The 18,862-nt window shown below is 57.2% G+C and carries 16 protein-coding genes and 1 tRNA gene; 14 read left to right on the top strand and 3 right to left on the bottom strand.

Features of this window, described 5'->3' with window-relative positions; translation table 11 throughout:
* Window positions 1-179: 179 nt before the first annotated feature.
* From AGA_RS09705 to AGA_RS09670, 8 genes are read left to right on the top strand one after another with little or no spacing between them, the layout of a single operon-like run.
* Window positions 180-644, top strand: a complete 465-nt coding sequence (locus tag AGA_RS09705) for an SUF system Fe-S cluster assembly regulator (protein ID WP_059024120.1) — start codon at window positions 180-182, stop codon at window positions 642-644.
* Window positions 645-647: 3 nt separating this feature from the next.
* Window positions 648-2,132 carry a Fe-S cluster assembly protein SufB gene (sufB, locus tag AGA_RS09700; protein ID WP_059024118.1) on the top strand — a complete coding sequence of 495 codons (1,485 nt, stop codon included), beginning with the start codon at window positions 648-650 and terminating at the stop codon, window positions 2,130-2,132.
* Between the two features lie 13 nt (window positions 2,133-2,145).
* Window positions 2,146-2,916 (top strand): Fe-S cluster assembly ATPase SufC, encoded by a 771-nt coding sequence (gene sufC, locus AGA_RS09695; RefSeq protein WP_059024116.1) that lies wholly within the window; start codon window positions 2,146-2,148, stop codon window positions 2,914-2,916.
* A gap of 17 nt (window positions 2,917-2,933) precedes the next feature.
* Entirely contained in the window at window positions 2,934-4,193 is a 1,260-nt protein-coding gene (gene sufD, locus AGA_RS09690) for a Fe-S cluster assembly protein SufD (protein ID WP_157065384.1), read from the top strand.
* Complete coding sequence (locus AGA_RS09685; RefSeq protein ID WP_059024111.1) at window positions 4,190-5,437, top strand: aminotransferase class V-fold PLP-dependent enzyme; 1,248 nt, start codon at window positions 4,190-4,192, stop codon at window positions 5,435-5,437. Before sufD ends, AGA_RS09685 begins: the two co-directional genes overlap by 4 nt.
* A complete protein-coding gene (gene sufU / locus AGA_RS09680) occupies window positions 5,434-5,892 on the top strand; it encodes a Fe-S cluster assembly sulfur transfer protein SufU (RefSeq protein ID WP_059024109.1) in 459 nt (152 codons plus the stop codon). Before AGA_RS09685 ends, sufU begins: the two co-directional genes overlap by 4 nt.
* The gene (locus AGA_RS09675; protein WP_231945775.1) at window positions 5,879-6,379 is read left to right on the top strand and encodes an SUF system Fe-S cluster assembly protein; all 501 of its coding nucleotides are present in this window, start codon (window positions 5,879-5,881) and stop codon (window positions 6,377-6,379) included. Before sufU ends, AGA_RS09675 begins: the two co-directional genes overlap by 14 nt.
* Window positions 6,380-6,397: 18 nt before the next feature.
* Entirely contained in the window at window positions 6,398-6,766 is a 369-nt protein-coding gene (locus AGA_RS09670; RefSeq protein ID WP_059024104.1) for a HesB/IscA family protein, read from the top strand.
* Here the strand turns inward: AGA_RS09670 and rlmD are convergent.
* The 3 genes from rlmD to AGA_RS09655 form a co-directional block, all read right to left on the bottom strand.
* Entirely contained in the window at window positions 6,714-8,015 is a 1,302-nt protein-coding gene (gene rlmD, locus AGA_RS09665; RefSeq protein WP_059024103.1) for a 23S rRNA (uracil(1939)-C(5))-methyltransferase RlmD, read from the bottom strand. The genes AGA_RS09670 and rlmD overlap by 53 nt on opposite strands.
* A 14-nt stretch (window positions 8,016-8,029) precedes the next feature.
* Window positions 8,030-10,012: a DEAD/DEAH box helicase gene (locus AGA_RS09660; RefSeq protein WP_059024101.1), complete on the bottom strand. Its 1,983-nt coding sequence runs from the start codon at window positions 10,010-10,012 to the stop codon at window positions 8,030-8,032.
* Window positions 10,013-10,182: 170 nt separating this feature from the next.
* Window positions 10,183-10,638 carry a hypothetical protein gene (locus AGA_RS09655; RefSeq protein ID WP_059024099.1) on the bottom strand — a complete coding sequence of 152 codons (456 nt, stop codon included), beginning with the start codon at window positions 10,636-10,638 and terminating at the stop codon, window positions 10,183-10,185.
* 167 nt (window positions 10,639-10,805) lie between these two features.
* On the opposite strand from AGA_RS09655, the gene AGA_RS09650 reads away from it, so the two are divergent.
* The 6 genes from AGA_RS09650 to lon all read left to right on the top strand — a co-directional run bounded on the left by AGA_RS09650 (window position 10,806) and on the right by lon (window position 18,769).
* Window positions 10,806-12,236, top strand: a complete 1,431-nt coding sequence (locus AGA_RS09650) for a bifunctional ADP-dependent NAD(P)H-hydrate dehydratase/NAD(P)H-hydrate epimerase (protein ID WP_059024097.1) — start codon at window positions 10,806-10,808, stop codon at window positions 12,234-12,236.
* A 91-nt stretch (window positions 12,237-12,327) separates the two neighbouring features.
* Window positions 12,328-12,412 (top strand) — tRNA-Leu (locus AGA_RS09645).
* 95 nt (window positions 12,413-12,507) lie between these two features.
* The gene (gene tig, locus AGA_RS09640) at window positions 12,508-13,842 is read left to right on the top strand and encodes a trigger factor (RefSeq protein WP_059024094.1); all 1,335 of its coding nucleotides are present in this window, start codon (window positions 12,508-12,510) and stop codon (window positions 13,840-13,842) included.
* Between the two features lie 171 nt (window positions 13,843-14,013).
* Window positions 14,014-14,676: an ATP-dependent Clp protease proteolytic subunit gene (locus tag AGA_RS09635; RefSeq protein WP_172793735.1), complete on the top strand. Its 663-nt coding sequence runs from the start codon at window positions 14,014-14,016 to the stop codon at window positions 14,674-14,676.
* Between the two features lie 120 nt (window positions 14,677-14,796).
* Window positions 14,797-16,062, top strand: coding sequence for an ATP-dependent Clp protease ATP-binding subunit ClpX (gene clpX, locus AGA_RS09630; protein WP_059024092.1), 1,266 nt, complete (start codon window positions 14,797-14,799; stop codon window positions 16,060-16,062).
* A 205-nt stretch (window positions 16,063-16,267) separates the two neighbouring features.
* The gene (lon, locus tag AGA_RS09625; protein WP_059024090.1) at window positions 16,268-18,769 is read left to right on the top strand and encodes an endopeptidase La; all 2,502 of its coding nucleotides are present in this window, start codon (window positions 16,268-16,270) and stop codon (window positions 18,767-18,769) included.
* Window positions 18,770-18,862: the final 93 nt, after the last annotated feature.

The raw sequence follows: 18,862 nt of genomic DNA, 5'->3' as shown, positions 1-18,862 counted from the left end.
TAGGGATGGGCGTAAGCTCGGATAAATGCACCCGTTCAGGACGGATGCAGATCACATATGCGTAGGAAGGCAGGAATGGTCCGCCTGTAACAGGACGTTTTGGGTTGACGTTGGCAACGCTTCTCGCCATGTATCCGAAACAGGACCATTCAGGTCTTTAATTAGGTGAAAGCCGGATTATGCTGAAACTTTCCCGTCTGGCGGACTATGCGATCGTCATACTTGTGAAACTGGGAGAACAGGAAGGCGTTGTAACGTCTCCTGCTCTTGCTGCCATTACCGGTGTGCCTGAACCTACGGTTGCCAAGGTGCTCAAGGTTCTGTCCGGGCATGGTTTTGTGTTGTCCCAGCGTGGCGCAAAAGGTGGTTATCGTCTGGCCCGGCCTTTGGCGGATATGTCTGTTGCCAGTGTGATTGCCGCAGTGGATGGGCAGATTGCCCTGACCGCCTGCGTTGGTGGGCGCGAGTGCGATACCGGGCTATCCTGCGGGCTGTGCGGTAGCTGGGATGTTATCAACACGGCAATACAGACGACGCTGGAAGGGATCTCGCTCGAGAGTATGCGCCCAAAAGAGGCGTGCTCCACGGTTCTCTCCCAGATCAATAAGCTCAATGCCACCCAGACAATGCGGGAAGGGGCCTGAACAATGCCAGCAGTCACACAAACGCGTGAAGCAGTCGAAAAGCTGGGCCAGTCCACGTACAAATGGGGCTTTGAGACCGATATTGAAATGGATATGGCTCCCAAAGGGCTGAATGAAGACATTATCCGTCTGATTTCCAGCCGTAAGGAAGAGCCAGAATGGATGCTGGAATGGCGTTTGGCTGCCTATAAAACGTGGCAGGCCATGCAGGAGCCCAAATGGGCCAAGGTCGCCTACCCACCGATCGACTATCAGGACGCGCATTACTACGCAGCACCGCGCAAGAAGCCCGGCCCCAAGTCTTTGGACGAAGTAGACCCAGAACTGCTGCGGACTTACGAAAAATTGGGTATCCCCCTGCATGAGCAGGCTTTGCTGGCCGGTGTGGAAGTGCCCGAGGGCGAGCGCGCGCCAGTTGCCGTGGATGCCGTGTTTGATAGCGTGTCCGTTGCCACCACCTTCCGCAAAACGCTGGAAGAGGCGGGGGTGATTTTTTGCCCGATCTCCGAGGCGGTTAAGGAACATCCAGACCTCGTGCGGCAGTACCTTGGTACGGTTGTGCCTGCGGGTGATAATTTCTTCTCCGCCCTCAATTCTGCCGTGTTTACGGATGGTTCGTTCGTGTACGTGCCCAAGGGGGTACGCTGCCCCATGGAGCTGTCCACCTATTTCCGCATCAATGCCAAAAATACCGGGCAGTTTGAACGCACATTGATTGTGGCGGAGGAAGGCGCGTCCGTCTCCTATCTGGAGGGCTGCACGGCCCCCATGCGGGACGAGAATCAGCTCCATGCCGCAGTGGTGGAACTGGTGGCCATGGATGATGCCTCCATCAAATACTCCACGGTGCAGAACTGGTACCCCGGTGATGAGAATGGGCGTGGCGGGATTTATAATTTTGTGACCAAGCGCGGCGCATGCCGTGGTGCCCGCTCCAAAATATCCTGGACGCAGGTGGAAACCGGGTCCGCCATTACGTGGAAGTATCCTTCCTGCATTCTGCAGGGCGAGGGCTCTGTTGGGGAATTCTATTCCGTTGCGGTGACCAATAACCACCAGCAGGCCGATACCGGCACCAAAATGATCCATCTGGGCCGCAATACGCGCTCCACCATTATTGCCAAGACCATTAGTGCGGGCCAGTCAGACAGCACGTATCGTGGATTGGTGCGGGTGCAGCCCAAAGCATCTGGTGCACGCAATTTCACCCAGTGCGACAGCCTGCTTATTGGCGACCAGTGTGGGGCACATACCGTGCCTTACATTGAAAGCCGCAACATGAACGCGCGCATTGAGCACGAAGCAACAACATCCAAAATTTCAGAAGACCAACTGTTTTACTGCCGCCAGCGTGGCCTGTCTGAGGAAGACGCCGTCGGCCTGATTGTGAACGGTTTTTGCCGGGATGTTCTGAAGGAACTGCCCATGGAGTTTGCCGTGGAAGCGCAAAAACTGTTGCAGATCAGCCTTGAAGGCAGCGTGGGTTAAAGGAGAGCAGAGTATGAGCCAGTTTTTGGAAATTTCCGGCCTGTGCGCGCAGATTGACGCAGACGGACAGGAAAAGCAGATTCTGCGTGGCGTGGATCTGAGCATTCCGCCGGGTGAAGTGCATGTCATCATGGGGCCTAACGGCTCTGGTAAATCCACGCTGTCCTATGTTCTGGCCGGGCGCGAGGACTACGAGGTTACGGCGGGGACGGCAAGCTTCCACGGGCAGGACCTGCTGGCCATGGAGCCGGAGGAACGTGCGGCTGCTGGCCTGTTTCTGGCGTTTCAGTCTCCTATCGAACTGCCGGGCGTCAATAACGCCAACTTCCTGCGCACCGCGGTTAATGCCGTGCGGCGCGCCCGCGGGCAGGACGAACTGGACGCCGTGGCGTTCCTGAAAATGGCGCGCGAGGCAGCCAAGTCCCTCTCCATGGCGCCGGACATGCTCAAGCGCAATGTGAATGTCGGCTTTTCGGGCGGTGAGAAAAAACGCAACGAAGTGTTGCAGATGACCCTGCTCCAGCCGACCTTCGCCATTCTGGACGAAACGGACAGTGGGTTGGACGTGGACGCCCTGCGCATTGTGGCAGAAGGCGTGAACCGACTGCGCGCTCCTACCTTCTCGGCGCTGGTGATCACGCATCATCAGAAGCTGCTGGATTATCTGGTGCCAGACCGTATTCACGTTATGGCGCGTGGGCGGATCATCCTGTCCGGTGGGCCGGAACTGGCCCGCCAGATTGATCAGGAAGGTTACACCAAGTTTCTGGCGGAGGTGGCGTGAACGCACTCAGCAAAGATATGTCCGGCCCGTTAGCGCTGTTTGCCAACAGGCTGAACACTCTTACCGGAGCAGAGCGGCAATCCGCCGTTGGTGCTCTGGCCAGAACAGGTCTGCCCGACCGTAAGACGGAGGCGTGGAAGTACACGGCTCTGCGCGCGCTGGGTAAACGGGACTATGGAGCGCCGCCTGCGCAGGTGGATGATAATGCGGTTCGTGCTCTGCTGGATGGCGTCTTGCAGGCACATCCGGCCATGGCAGCGCTGCCCCGTATTGTGTTTGTCAACGGCCGTCATGCGCCCGCGTTCAGCGCTTTGCCGGATGAGGTTGACCTGTCCTTTTTTGCCCAGACACCGCAGTTCGGTTTGCAGGCGGCTCCTGACCGGGACCCGCTGGTGGCCCTGAATACGGCACTGGCGGAAGACGGTGCGGTGTTGCGCGTGCCAGCCGGGGTGGATGCAGGGCATGTCATGCTTATTTCCCTCGGTGTGGCGGGGGAGGAGCCTGTATCCTTTCATCCCAGACACACGATTGCCGTGGAAAAGAATGCAAAGCTGCGGCTGATCTGTGTGCAGGCCGGGCAGGGGGCGTATCTTCATAATCCCGTTATGGATATTCGGGTGGAAGATGACGCAACGCTGGAACACGTAACATTGCAGACGGAGGGCGCGCAGGCCATCAGCCTTGGCACCCTGTATGCGCATGTTGGCCACCAGAGTGTGTATGACAGCTTTGTGCTGGGGCTGGGTGGCCAGCTTGTGCGGCACGAGGTTCATGCCCGTCTGAGTGCCCCCCGTGCTGTTGTCCACGTTAATGGTGCGCAGCGGTTGGCTGGGCATCAGGTTGGGGATGTTACCAGCGTCATTACCCATGCGGCATCCGACTGCACATCCCGCCAGACCGTGCGCAACGTGCTGGATGGCCACGCGCGCGGTGTTTTTCAGGGCAAAGTGCTGGTTGAGCAGATCGCCCAGAAAACCGATGGCTACCAGATGAATCAGGCTTTGCTGCTGTCTCCCGATGCGGAGATTGACGCCAAGCCGGAGCTGGAAATTTATGCGGATGACGTGCGGTGCAGCCATGGTGCGACCGTTGGCGCACTGGATGATGACCAACTGTTTTATCTGCGCAGCCGAGGCATACCCGAGCAGGAAGCCCGTCAGATTCTGATCGATGCGTTTTTGGATGAGGCCATCGCTCTTGTGGTGGATGCAACGGCCCAGACTTTCTGCCGTTCTGTTATGGCGGCCCGCTTTGCGCATAAGGGAGAGGTGGCATGACCTCATCAACAACCCATACCGCGCCACAACTGGATGTGCAGGCCATTAGGCAGCAGTTCCCCATTCTGGGGGAAAAGGTGCATGACCGCCCATTGGTTTTTCTGGATAGCGCCGCATCGGCCCAGAAGCCCAATGCGGTGATCGACTGCATGGCCAACACCATGCGCCACCAGTATGCCAATATTCATCGCGGTCTGCACTGGATGAGTGAACGCACGACCGAGGCGTATGAAGGTGTGCGTGATCTGGTAGCTGATTTCCTCAACGCGCCCTCGCGCGAGGAAATTGTGTTTACCCGCAACAGCACGGAAGCCATCAATCTGGTGGCCCATTCCTTTGGTGCATTGCTTAAGCCCGGTCAGGCTGTGCTGATCTCCCAGATGGAGCATCACGCTAACCTCGTGCCGTGGCAGATGCTGCGTGACCGTGCTGGCATTGAGCTGCGTGTGGCCCCGATTACCGATGCAGGCGATCTGGACATGGACGCGTACAAGGCTCTGCTGGCAGACGGTAAAGTTGGCCTTGTGGCCATTACACACATGTCCAACGTGCTGGGCACCATAACGCCAGCAAAGCAGATAGCAGATCTGGCCCATGCCGCTGGTGCGCAGGTGTTGTTTGATGGCAGCCAGTCCGTTGTGCATCACAAAACGGACGTGCAGGCGCTGGGGGCGGATTTTTACACCTTTACCGGGCACAAACTGTATGGCCCCACGGGTATTGGCGTGCTGTGGGCTCGCCGGGACCTGCTGGAGCAGATGCCTCCTTTTTTGGGCGGCGGGGATATGATCTCCACCGTAACGTTCGAGCGCTCCACATGGGCCAATGTGCCCCACAAGTTTGAGGCGGGAACACCGGCCATTGTGGAAACCATTGGTCTGGGTGCTGCCATAGAATGGGTGAGCAAAATTGGGTTTGAGGCCATTGCCGCGCACGAAGCTGAGCTGACGGCCCATGCGCTCCAGCGGCTTGCCGAAGTGCCGGGGCTGAGCATTGTCGGCAGTCCGCGCGTACGGGGTGGGGTTGTGTCCTTCACTATGGCCGATGTGCACCCGCACGATATTGCAACACTGTTGGACCGCAACGGTATTGCCATAAGGGCCGGACACCACTGTGCCGAACCCCTTATGCGTCGTTTGGGCCTGACCGCCACGGCACGGGCCAGCTTTGGTATTTACACCCAGAAAGAAGAAATTGACGTGCTGGCCGATACGTTGGTGCGCATCAGGGACTTTTTTGTGTGAACACCACCGCAGCCGAGCGTGATGCCCTGTATGACCGGCATATAGTGGACCGTGCCCGCACACCACGCCACGCCGGACGGCTGGATGCGCCGGATGTGCAGGGGGATGGTCGTAACCCACTCTGTGGGGACAAAACGCATCTGGATATTGCTCTGGACGGGCACCATATTCAGGAGATCAGGCATCAGACCCGTGGTTGCGCCATCTGTTCTGCTGCGGCGGACCTTATGGCGGAACGGTTGCGGGGGAGTACTGTTGCACAGGCCCGTCAGGTGTCCGACCGGTTTAAGGCTTTGCTGGTAGGTGCGCCGTCTTCTGCTGGTGCGGAAGATAACCTTGTTTCCTTGGGGCCTCTGGAGGTTTTTGCGCCTCTACGGTCCCACAAAGCACGAATACGCTGCGCAGAACTGCCTTGGGTTGCGCTGGAGGAGGCTTTTTCTCATGTCGATGGTTGAAGAAGGCGTTCAGGTGCAAAAAGAGGCATCATCACAGGCGCAGAGCCTGCCGGTTGAGAATGTTCTGCACGCAGGGCATGACCAGACGGAAGCACCATCCGCTGCCAAGGTGGAAGGGTGGACGCCAGAAGGTGACGATGCTGCCCAGCCCAGCACCGGAGAGGCGGAGAGCAAGGTCGCCGGTCCTGCATCGGAAGATGCCGTGATCGAGGCCATAGCAACCGTGCATGACCCGGAAATTCCGGTCAATATTTACGAACTGGGGCTGATTTACGCCATCGACCTGTATGATGACGGGCGCGTGCGGATTGAAATGACGCTGACCGCCCCCAATTGTCCCAGTGCGCAGGAACTTCCCATTCAGGTTAAGGACGCGGTGGAAAAAGTGCCCGGCGTCAAATCGGCCGAAGTGGAAGTGGTGTGGGATCCACCGTGGGACATGTCGCGTATGAGCGATGAGGCCCGCCTTGCTCTGAATATGTTCTGACGGAAAGGATGAAGTGACATGTCACAAAGTGCGACCATTTCATCGACCAAAAGGGAACTGCCACCCCTTATGCGTCTGACAGAGGCTGCGGCAACACGCCTGCGGCATCTGTATGCCACGGCTCATGCAGGTGAGTTGCTGCGTGTTTCTGTGTCCACCAAAGGGTGCTCCGGCAAAGCCTACGATATGGCGTTTGTGGCCCAGCCGGGGGAAGGGGACGAGGTTGTAAAAGATCAGGGCCTCACCCTGCTGGTGGACCGTAAGGCCACCCTCTTCCTCATCGGTTCAGAAATGGACTACCGGGAGAGCGATCTGGAAGAGGGGTTTGTGTTCATTAACCCCAATGAGAAAGGGCGTTGCGGCTGCGGCGAGAGCTTTCACGTTTAAAGCAGCACACTGCCTCGGTTTCGGCTGACCATAAAAACTGGTCAATGACCGAAACCGTTTCCAGTCTGTATCCGGCAGAGGCCAGTAGGCTTGTATCGTTACTCAGGGCGACCGGATTACAGCTGACGTAAATAACATAATCAGGCTTGCCCAGCGCAATCTGCCGCATTTGCAGCTTGGCCCCTGCGTGGGGTGGATCCAGCACAACAACTTCTGCCTTACCAAGGTCCTTACCCATGACAGGTTGGCGATTGAGGTCTCGGCAGATGGAAGTAATGCGTGATTTGCCTACACTTTTAAGAGCGGTCAGAGCCGGCTCGTACCCTTCGTAAGCCTGTACCTGACAACGCTCGCCCAAGGGCAGGCTGAGCGTACCGCATCCTGCGTAAAGCTCAATTACGGTTGCGCGTTTGCCAAGACGTGCTGGCAGGGCCTCTAGAACAGCGTTCTGAATGGCGGATTCGCTTTGGGGTGTCGCCTGTAAAAAAGCGCCCGGCGGCGGTGTAAGCTGGTGCCCGGCAATCGTCTGGAAGACGGGGGCACGCTGCACGGCTGTTTCCGACTGACCCGTGGTCTTCATCCGTTGCCAGCTAATGCGGGGAATATCCAGCTCTTCTGCCAAAGCTGTCAGGCGTTGCCGGTCTGTAGCGATGAGCGGCGAATCGGTGCTGAGCAGGATATCCAGCCCCGAATCCAGCAGGTTGATGTGCAGGTCGGCAGCTTTGTGTACAGCACGCAGGCTGCGTAGCGTTGCCCGAAGAGCGGGCAGGCTGGCGACAATAGTTGGGTGCAGCACCGCACAGCTTGTCATGTCTGTTACGTCCTGACTGCCTTTGGCATGTAGGCCGATAACAATGCCCTGCTCGGTCCGGCGTACGGCCAGATCAGCTCTTCTGCGGCTATGGAGCGGGACCTGATAGCTTTGGATTGTGGTGGGAACCTCAAACCCTGCTTTTTCCAGCGCATGGGCTACAAGGCCCGTCTTCCATTCAAGCAGGGCAGGTAGGTCCATATACTGCAATGTGCAGCCGCCACAGCGCTCAAACAACGGGCAGGGCGGGGTTGTTCTGTGTGGAGACGGGGTCAGGATGTCGACCAGTTGGCCGCGTCCGCCGGATGTCAGGCGGATAGTAACCCGCTCTTGTGGGAGTGTGTCTGCAACAAATACGGTGTGGCCGTCAGGCAGGCGTGCGGCACCATCTCCCTGAGTCGCAAGGTGGGAGATGGTGACTTCCAGTATGTCAGACACAAATTTTCCTTAGGTCAGGATGCCACGTCAGAAACGTGAGCCACATCCTGCGCTGTTTCGGTGTTTTCGAGCGTTCCCGGCGTGGCCGGGCGCGATGAGTTGCGGCGGGGCAGCAGCATGAAGGCAGGTGTCTGGTCACCAAACCCTGTAAATTCGCCAGCGGGTGCGGGCGGAATTTCATCACGCTGGTTGCGGCCTCCCTTGTGGTTCTGACCCCGTGTTGCGGGCTGCTGCTGGGGTGCACGCTGGGGTTCCCGCTCACGCGTTGCTTCGCGTTCCTGTGGCGCTTCGCGCGTTGTACGCGCAGGCTCGCGTTCACGCTGTGGAGCCGCTTTGTCTTTGCGGTTCTGTCCAGTGCGGGACTGGCCACCGCGGGGGCGTTTTTCTTCCGACCATTCCAGTTGTTGCACACCATCAATGGACAGGCGAGGAATGGGTTTGCCAGTCAGGTTTTCAATGGCTTCAACCAGCGTCTTGTCATAAGGCGTTGCGATGCTGAAGGCATGACCTTCGCGCCCTGCGCGCCCTGTGCGGCCAATACGGTGAACGTAATCCTCCGCATGGAACGGCAGATCGAAGTTGAACACATGCGACAGGCCGCCAATATCAATACCGCGTGCCGCCACATCCGAGCAGACCAGCACCTTCAGGTCACCATTCTTGAATTTTTCCAGCGTGGAAAAACGCACGGACTGAGGCAGGTCCCCGTGCAGCGCGCCGACGGAAAAACCATGCTTGGTCAAAGACTTGGTCAGAACATCCACATCGCGCTTGCGGTTGCAGAACACAATGGCGTTCTGCAGTGTGGGGTCGTTAAGGAGCAGGCGCAGTGTTTCGCGCTTGCTGTACTCATCAACAATGACCAGACCGGTTGTAATGGTGGAAGCCACGGAGGACTGGCGCGCAACCGTAATTTCCTTGGGGGAATGCAGGAACGCATCCGCGAGCTTACGGATGGGCGGAGCCATTGTGGCGGAGAAGAACAGAGTCTGCCGGGTCGGGGGAAGCAGACTGACAATTTTTTCAATGTCAGGGATAAAGCCCATATCCAGCATCCGGTCAGCTTCATCAATGACCAGAATTTTGGTGTGATTCAGGAGCAGGCCACCCCGTTCAAACAGGTCAAGCAACCGGCCGGGGGTTGCAATTAGCACATCCACGCCACGGTTGAGCACTTCTTTCTGGTCAGACATGCTCTCGCCGCCGATGAGCAGGGCATGGTTGAGTTTGAGGTGCTTGCCATACTGCACAAAGTTCTCGGCAACCTGCAGAGCCAGCTCACGCGTGGGCTCCAGAATGAGCGAACGCGGCATGCGGGCCCGTGCGCGGGAATCGCTCAGGATTTCCAGCATGGGCAGCGTGAAGGACGCAGTTTTGCCGGTTCCGGTCTGGGCAACGCCAAGCACATCACGCGCCATCAGCACGGCAGGAATGGCCTGTGCCTGAATGGGGGTGGGGTGCTTGTAACCCATCTCGTCAATGGCTTGCAGAATGGGCTTGGAAAGCTCCAGATCCGCAAAGGTGATGGTCGGCTCTTCTTCCACAGGAGGTGTTGCAGGTGCCTCGGTCTTGGCCGGTGCGGGTTCTGTGACCTCTACAAGTGCTGCATCAGGTTTTTCTGCGGGGGATGCGTCCTGTGCTTCCGGTGCAGGGGCAGCGTCTACAGCAGGTTCAGCCTTTGTGCGCCGTCTGGAGGGAGCGCGTGTTTTTTTCGGGGCAGCTTTTTTGGGGGGAGCGGCTTCTTCGGCCACGGCTTCTTCAGCAGTGGGGGGCGCTACAGGTTCCACAGCCGAATCGGCTTTAGTGGAGCGGCGGCGGGGCGCGCGCTTTTTGGGAGCAGGCTTGGCCTCGACCGGGGCATCTGCATCGGCAGGAGGCGCGGTGTCTTCCACCTCTGCGCTCTGTGCGTCCAATACGGCTGAACTGGCGGGAACCGCCGCCTTTTTCCGGCTGCGAGTTGTCGTCTTGCGGGGGCGGGCGGTTGTCTTGGCTGTCAATATGCTCTCGGAACTAGGTCTGTCGTTGTCAGCTTACTGGTGGCTTTGCTCATGTTCTGGCACAGATCATTCGCCAGTTGTTCCATGGAAATTCAAAGCCACTCAGGCGCTAGTCCCGATAAAGGTCTTTCTGCCTAAAATCAAGTTTTTGGCAGGAATACTTGCTTTCTTCACATAAAAGGGTGGCCGAGGCAGGCTGAGAGCACGGCAAGGATTCCCAGCGCCACAATAACCAGCACCTGTTTACGAACCGAGTCGAAGCCAGATGCCTGCGGGCGGATGGCCCGGCGCAGCTTCTGGTAGCTGCCCATGTACATCCGCACGAACAGCAGAGCCATGATAATGCCCAGCAACTGCATGATGTTGGTGGTCCACGGTGCGTTTGAGAAACCCCCTTCATGCAGCACCAGAAGCCAGCCGGTAATCAGGGCTGTGGGAATGGCATGGGTCAAACCCTTAAAAAAGCGGGCCATGGTCTGCAGGTGCACGGAATTACGCTGAGTCTGGTCCAGCAGGTTCAGGCTGGGGCGCAGAATGACGGCCGCATAGGCGCCACCACCAACCCACATGATGATGCTGACAAGGTGAAGAGCGAGAACAAGGCTCCAGATGATGGAATGAGGCATGGTGTCTCCGCATTGGCACGGTTGGGCAGGGATAGGGCGTATGAGGCTGCTTTTTGGGGAGCGTCATGCGCGGTGCGTATCTGCCTGCCTGATTGCCAAGGGGACGGGGCGGGTGCAAGGGGCTATTGTGCCTGACGTCATTCACACAGACTGTGCGGAGCCATGCCATGCAACCTCGTTCCCCATCATCCCTAAGCCTTTATACCCCAGCGCAGATGGGGGAAGTGGACCGTCTGAGCGCGGTGAATGTGCCTGTTTCCGTCTTGATGGAACATGCCGGTAGAGCAGTTGCGCGGGCCATACGCCGGTATGAGCAGCCCGCACGTGTGCTGGTGCTGTGCGGGCCAGGCAATAACGGGGGAGATGGTTACGTGGCCGCCCGGTACCTTGCCGCCATGGGCTGGCCTGTTGCCGTGGCTGAACTTGTGCCGCCTAAAGCTAATACAGATGCAGGGCGCGCGGCGGCGGCATTTACCGGTCCCCGTGTGCCGTTTGCTCCCGCAGAAGCCGCTCGGGTGGATTTGGTTGTCGATGCGGTGTTTGGAGCCGGGCTTAGCCGGGACGTGACCGGGTTGCCCGTTGAAACATTGAAGGCAGCGCGCAGGATTGTTGCAATCGACATACCTTCCGGGCTGGATGGCGCAACCGGGCAGGTGCGTGGCTACGCACCGCAGGCCGCCATGACGGTTACATTCTGCCGGTACAAGCCGGGGCATCTGCTTTACCCAGCGCATGGTTTGCTGGGGCGGCTGATTCTGGCGGATATTGGTGTGCCCGACGCTGTGTTGGCCTCCGTGCCTGCTAACACATGGCAAAATGAGCCGGGGTTGTGGAAGCTCCCGGTTCTGGGGGCGCAGAGCAATAAATACACGCGTGGTGTTGTAAGTATCTGCGCCGGGCAGTCCATGCCGGGGGCAACGCGGTTGTGTGCCTCAGGCGCGCGGGCTGCAGGGGCTGGCCTTGTGCGCGTTGCAGCAGGCTCTGCCGCGCCAGCGTACAAGTTGGGTCAACCGGGGTTGATAGTGGATGAGGCCCCACTGGCGACATTGCTGGAGGATCAGCGGAGGCATGTATGGGTGTGTGGGCCGGGGCTGACCGAGGCGGAAGTGCAGGATGCTCTGCCCATGCTGCTGGAGTCGGGGCGGAGTGTGCTGGCCGATGCCGGGGCGCTGACGGCCTGCACTGGTCAGCCGGATAAACTGCGTGGGGTCTCGGTCATCACGCCGCATACGGGGGAGTTTGCGCGTGTATTTGGTCCCGTAGGTGCCAACCCGCCGGAGCAGGTCCGTCAGGCAGCTCGGCAGATTAATGCCGTGGTTGTGCTTAAGGGGGCATCCACCATGATCGCAGCGCCAGATGGCCGGCTGGCTATTAATATTCATGCGACTTCCGCGTTGGGAACCGCTGGTTCGGGGGATACGCTGTCCGGCGTTATTGCGGCTTTGCTGGCAGCTGGTATGCCCGCGTGGGAGGCCGCTTGCGCAGGTGTCTGGCTGCACGGGGAGGCGGGTCTTCAGTCTGGGCCGTGGCCGGTGGCGGAGGATTTGGATTGCCATCTGGGGCAGGCCCGGCAGAAAGCGGAACAGGCGCAGGGGTAATGCCTGTTGCGCAAAATCCATTTCGGTGGCTTGCCGTGTGCGGGACTTTGGGCTAAGTCCACGCATCTTGCCGACGGTGAGTGTTTTGTGCGCGGGCGTGGTGGAATTGGTAGACACGCCAGATTTAGGTTCTGGTGACGCAAGTCGTGGGGGTTCAAGTCCCTCCGCCCGTACCAATGGATTTTCATGCTCCCGTCCGCAGTCCGCCGTCGCCTTAATGGCGCATTGCAGCGGGTGACTGATTTTTTGTACCGAGAGGAAGGCCTGGCCGATGCAGGTTACCGAGACCCTTTCTGAAGGGCTGAAGCGTGGTTTCACAGTTACAGTTCCGGCTGCGGAGCTTGAGGCTAAGCGTGATGCGCGCCTTAAGGAAGTTGCTGGCAATCTGAACCTGCCGGGCTTCCGTCCGGGCAAGGTGCCTGTCTCTCTGGCGCGCCAGCGTTATGGCGATGCCGTTTGGGGCGAAGTGCTGGAACAGGCTGTGTCCGACGCCATGCGCACCGTGTTTGAAGAACGCGGCCTGCGTCCCGCCGGTCAGCCCAAGGTTGATCTGGTTTCGGGTCAGGACGGCAAGGGTGCGGACCTCGAGTTTAAGGTGGAAAGCGAAATTCTGCCGGAAATCACTCTGCCGGATCTGTCCGACCTTGCTCTGACCCGCCTGAAGGCGCCTGTTAGTGACGAAGCCGTAAACAAGGTTCTGGAAGACATTGCCAAGCGTGGCCGTACTTTCGAAGTGATCGAAGAAGTGCGTCCCGCAGCCAAGGGCGACGTTGTCGCTATTGATTTTGTGGGTAAGCAGGACGGCGTTGCGTTTGATGGTGGCACCGCTCAGGACGTGAATGTCGAAATCGGCGGCGAAGGCTTTATTCCGGGCTTTGCAGAGCAGATTGAAGGCATGAAGCCGGGTGAAGAAAAAGTCATTACCGTGACCTTCCCCGAAGACTACGGCGCGGAAGAGCTTGCCGGTAAGGAAGCAACCTTCGACATTAAGGTAAACCAGCTGAAAAAGGCTGTGGATGCCCCGGTGGACGAAGAGCTGGCCAAGAAGATGGGCTTTGAAAGCCTTGAACAGCTCAAGGATCTGGTGCGTAAGCAGATCGAGGGCGAATACGACCAGATGTCTCGTCTGCGCATCAAGCGCGACCTGCTGGATATCCTCTCCGGCAAGGCTGACTTCCCCGCTCCGGAAGGAATGGTGGAAGCCGAGTTCGAGCAGATCTGGAGCCGCGTGGAAGCCGACCGTAAGGCTGGTCAGCTTGATGACGAAGACAAGGACAAGGACGAAGAAACCCTGCGCTCCGATTACCGCAAAATTGCGGAACGTCGCGTAAGGCTTGGTCTGCTGCTTGCTGAAATTGGCCGCAAGAACGGTATTTCCGTCAGCGGGGAAGAACTTGGACGTGCTGTTCGGGCCGAAGCCATGCGCTACCCCGGTCAGGAAAAGCAGGTGTTCGAATTCTTCCAGAAGAATCCGCAGGCTGCTGAGTCCCTGCGTGGACCGATCTTTGAAAACAAGGTCGTTGATTACCTGATTGAACTTGCCAAGGTCACGGACAAGGACGTGAGTTTGGAAGAGCTATCAGATATTCCCCCAGCTAATATCTGATAAAACGGCTCTGTCCCGCCAGTGTGAACTGGCGGGACATTCTTTTTGGGGCTGTTTTTCTTTTCTGGGGTGGCATCTTGCCACTTTATCTCTATCTTGAATCAGTGTGCCTGACCCTGGTTCTGTCCATGGCAGAGGCAGGGAGGGGATGATTAAGTTTTTTGTACGGGAATGAGTGGTATGAGGGATCGTGATCCCGTTGAGATTTTCAGCAATGCACTGGTGCCGGTGGTGGTCGAACAGACCTCTCGCGGTGAACGGGCTTTTGATATCTATTCCCGCCTTCTGCAGGAACGGATCATCTTCCTGACCGGGCCGGTCTATGATCAGGTTGCTTCGCTCATTTCTGCGCAGCTTCTGTATCTGGAAAGTGTGAACCCGACCAAGGAAATTTCCTTCTACATCAATAGCCCCGGGGGCGTTGTGTCCGCTGGTCTGGCTATTTACGACACCATGCAGTACATCCGCAGTCCGGTAAGCACAGTGTGCATCGGTCAGGCTGCCTCCATGGGGTCCCTGCTGCTGGCCGGTGGTGAAAAAGGGCGTAGGTTTGCGCTCCCCAATGCTCGCGTTATGGTGCATCAGCCATCTGGTGGCGCACAGGGGCAGGCGAGTGACATAGAAATTCAGGCGCGGGAAATTCTTATTATCCGTCAGCGGCTGAATGAAATCTACCGTGAACATACAGGCCGTACACTGGAAGAAATCGAGCAGAAGCTTGAGCGTGATAGTTATATGTCCGCAGTGGAAGCCCAGTCTTTTGGTATTGTGGATGAAGTGATCAGTCACCACAAAGCGGCGGAAACAGGTAAAAAGGATAAAAACCATCCTTAATCTGGCATACTTTACGCTTCCTGTTACAATAAGGAGGCAGTCTGTCCTCAGGCAGGCAGAAAAGGTCTGGGACTCGGCTCTCGGTTCTGTGGGGCCTGGGATGATCGGGGGAGTGGGCTGATGAGTACAAAGTCCGGAGATTCCAAGAACACGCTGTATTGCTCGTTCTGTGGCAAATCACAGCATGAAGTGCGCAAGCTTATTGCTGGCCCCACCGTGTTTATCTGCGATGAATGCGTCGAACTCTGCATGGATATCATCCGTGAAGAGAATAAGACCATGCAGGTCAAATCACGCGAGGGTGTGCCTACTCCCAAGGAAATCTGCAAGGTTCTGGACGACTATGTTATCGGTCAGATGCAGGCCAAAAAGGTCCTCTCTGTAGCGGTGCATAACCACTACAAGCGTCTGTCGCAGGTGACCAAGGCTGGCGATGTTGAAATTGCCAAGTCCAACATTCTGCTGATCGGCCCCACAGGGTCCGGCAAGACGTTGCTGGCACAAACACTGGCACGTATTCTGGATGTGCCGTTTACCATGGCTGACGCCACGACCCTGACAGAAGCAGGGTATGTGGGGGAAGATGTCGAAAACATCATTCTCAAGCTGCTTCAGGCTTCCGATTACAATGTGGAGCGTGCGCAGCGCGGGATTGTTTACATTGATGAAATCGACAAGATTTCCAAAAAGTCGGACAATCCTTCCATAACGCGTGATGTCAGCGGCGAAGGCGTGCAGCAGGCTCTGCTTAAACTGATGGAAGGCACGGTTGCTTCTGTACCTCCGCAGGGTGGGCGTAAACATCCGCAGCAGGAATTCCTGCAGGTGGATACGACCAACATGCTCTTTATCTGCGGCGGTGCTTTTGCCGGTCTGGATAAGATCATTTCTGCGCGTGGTAAGGGCACTGGTATCGGCTTTGGGGCGGATGTGCGCTCTCTTGACGACCGTCGTATGGGAGAAATCCTGCATGATGTTGAGCCAGAAGATCTGATGAAGTTCGGCCTTATTCCAGAATTTATCGGGCGGCTACCAGTGCTGGCAACGCTGGGTGATCTGGATGAAGCCGCACTGATCAAGATTTTGACCGAACCCAAAAATGCTCTGGTCAAGCAGTACCAGCGTCTGTTCCAGATGGAAGACGTTCAGCTGACCTTTACGGATGATGCGCTCAAGGCCATTGCCGATCGGGCCATTGTTCGTAAGACGGGGGCGCGAGGATTGCGTTCCATTCTGGAAAGTATCCTTATGTCCACCATGTTTGATCTGCCTGGGCTTGATACGGTCGAAGAGGTTGTTGTTAACCGCGAGGTGGCGGATGGCAAAACCAGTCCGGTCTATGTCTATGGCAAAAAGAAGGACGTGCCAGCAGAGCAGTCTGCCTGAGCAGGTCTGAGTTTTGATGTAAGCAGCACGAGCGGGTCACCTGTTCGTGCTGTTCTTGCCTCTGCCCTATTGTTCCGGGTTGTGGGCATAACAACATAAGAGAATCACAGGGGTATCTCTTTTAGAGGAGATGCCTCCCTCAGTGCAGGGGTATGCCGCCAGACGGGTGCCCGGCACCGATCGTCCTTATCGGGAGGTCATGACGATGGCTGATAACGAAAAACCGGCACCACGGCGCAGGCGCAAGAGCGATCAGGTTGCTCCGGTCGTGTCCGAGCAGTCTGTTCCAGCGGTTGAAAACACGGCAACAGAATCCGATACCAGAAGTCCGCATGTCGCGGTTCTGCCGTTGCGTGATATTGTGGTGTTCCCACATATGATTGTTCCGCTGTTTGTCGGGCGGGAAAAGTCCGTACGTGCGCTGGACTCGGTTACAAAGGACGACCGGCATATTCTGCTGGTAGCCCAGAAAGATGCGGCACAAGACGACCCAACCCCCGATGACATTTATCGGGTTGGGACGCTGTCCACCATTCTGCAACTGCTCAAGCTGCCTGACGGTACGGTCAAAGTGCTGGTGGAGGGTGTCCGCCGTGTGCGCGTGAAAACGCTGCATGAGGTGAACGGACATTTTGAAGCCGACATTGAGGAAATGCCTGCTGAATCCGCCATAGGCCCAGAGGCCGAGGCGCTAGGGCGGTCCATCGTGTCGCAGTTTGAGCAGTATATGAAGCTCAACAAAAAAATTGCGTCCGAAGTTCTGGTCTCGCTGAACCAGATTAATGATCTGTCCAAGCTTGCGGATACGGTGACCAGTCATCTGTCGCTCAAGATTTCCGAAAAGCAGGAAATTCTTGAATGTCCGACTGTGCAGGGGCAGCTGGAAAAAGTTTTCGGCCATATTGAAGCAGAAATTGACGTGCTTCAGGTGGAAAAGAAAATCCGCAACCGTGTCAAACGCCAGATGGAAAAGACACAGCGCGAGTACTATCTGAACGAGCAGCTCAAAGCGATTCAGAAAGAACTTGGCGAAGGTGAGGACGGCAAGGACGAAACGGCCGAAATTGAAGAGCGGATCGCCAAGACCAAGCTCTCCAAGGAAGCGCGCGAAAAAGCCGTAAACGAGCTGAAAAAGCTGCGTGGCATGAGCATGATGTCCGCCGAATCTGGCGTTGTGCGGAACTATCTGGATTGGATTCTGAGCATCCCGTGGAAAAAACGGACAAAGGTGCGGCACGATCTGGTCGAAGCAGAAGATATTCTGGATGCCGACCACTACGGTCTGGAAAAAGTTAAGGAACGTATTCTGGAGTATCTGGCGGTTCAGAGCCGTTCCCAGAAGCTCAAGGGGCCGATCCTGTGCCTTGTCGGCCCGCCGGGGGTTGGTAAGACCTCGCTTGCGCGCTCCATCGCCAAGGCAACGGGGCGTCACTATGTGCGCATGTCGTTGGGTGGCGTGCGGGACGAAGCGGAAATTCGTGGGCACCGTCGCACGTATATTGGCTCCATGCCCGGCAAGATCATTCAGGGAATGAAGAAGGCGAAGGTTTCCAACCCGCTCTTCCTGCTGGATGAAATTGACAAGCTGGGCGCTGACTGGCGTGGTGATCCGGCATCAGCCCTGTTGGAGGTGCTTGACCCCGAGCAGAACAGCACCTTTGCGGACCATTATCTGGAGGTCGATTATGACCTGTCCGATGTCATGTTCGTGACAACGGCCAATAGTCTGGATATGCCGCAGCCTCTGCTGGACCGTATGGAGATCATTCGCCTATCCGGTTACACGGAAGATGAAAAGGTCGAAATCGCCAAACGTCACCTGATCAGCAAGCAGCTTGAGGCCCATAACCTCAAACCCGGTGAGTGGTCGATTAACGAGGAAGCCCTGCGGGACCTGATCCGTTACTACACGCGTGAGGCAGGCGTGCGTAATCTGGAGCGGGAACTGGCCAAGTTGGCCCGTAAGGCGGTCAAGGAGATCGTGACCGGGAAAGCCAAAAAGGTTTCTGTCATCGCACGGAATCTGGAAAAATACGCAGGCGTACAGCGCTTCCGTTACGGTGAGACCGAAGCGGAGGATATGGTGGGCGTTGTAACCGGGCTGGCATGGACCGAAGTGGGAGGGGAAATCCTGACCATTGAGAGCGTTATGGTTCCGGGCAAGGGCGGTATCGTGGAAACCGGTAAGCTGGGCGACGTGATGAAGGAGAGCATCTCTGCGGCGTTCTCGTTCGTGCGGAGTCGGGCTGCCAGTTTTGGAATCGTGCCGACCATCTTCGATAAGCGCAGTTTTCATGTGCATGTTCCCGAAGGTGCGACTCCTAAAGATGGCCCGTCGGCCGGCGTGGCAATGGTGACATCTCTGGTAAGTGTTCTGACTGGAATTCCAGTCCGTCGTGATGTGGCCATGACGGGTGAAATCACACTCAGGGGGCGTGTGCTGGCCATTGGCGGGCTGAAAGAAAAGCTGTTGGCTGCTCTGCGTTCGGGTATCCGTACGGTCTTTATTCCGCAGGAAAATGAGAAAGATCTGGCGGAAATTCCTGACACGGTGAAGAAGAATCTGGAAATTGTACCCGTTTCGCATGTGGACGAAGTTTTGGCCCGTGCGCTGGTGAGCAAGCCCCAGCCGATTCATTGGGAAGACGTGCCCGAACCCGTGCCAGCAAATGGCACGCAGACCGTGGTTCCCGTGCTGCCACATTAACCAAAATGCACGAGAAGTCCGAAGTTTGCGTTTGCTTGGTTGACGTAGGAAAAAACGGCTTCATAGTGCGTTCAGGCAGCGGAGAGGCGGACG

Origin of the sequence: Acetobacter ghanensis (genome assembly GCF_001499675.1) — a bacterium.
Classification (GTDB): Bacteria; Pseudomonadota; Alphaproteobacteria; order Acetobacterales; family Acetobacteraceae; genus Acetobacter; species Acetobacter ghanensis.
The sequence above is the reverse complement of the archived record's forward strand: the minus strand, read 5'-3'. Positions and strand labels throughout refer to the sequence as shown.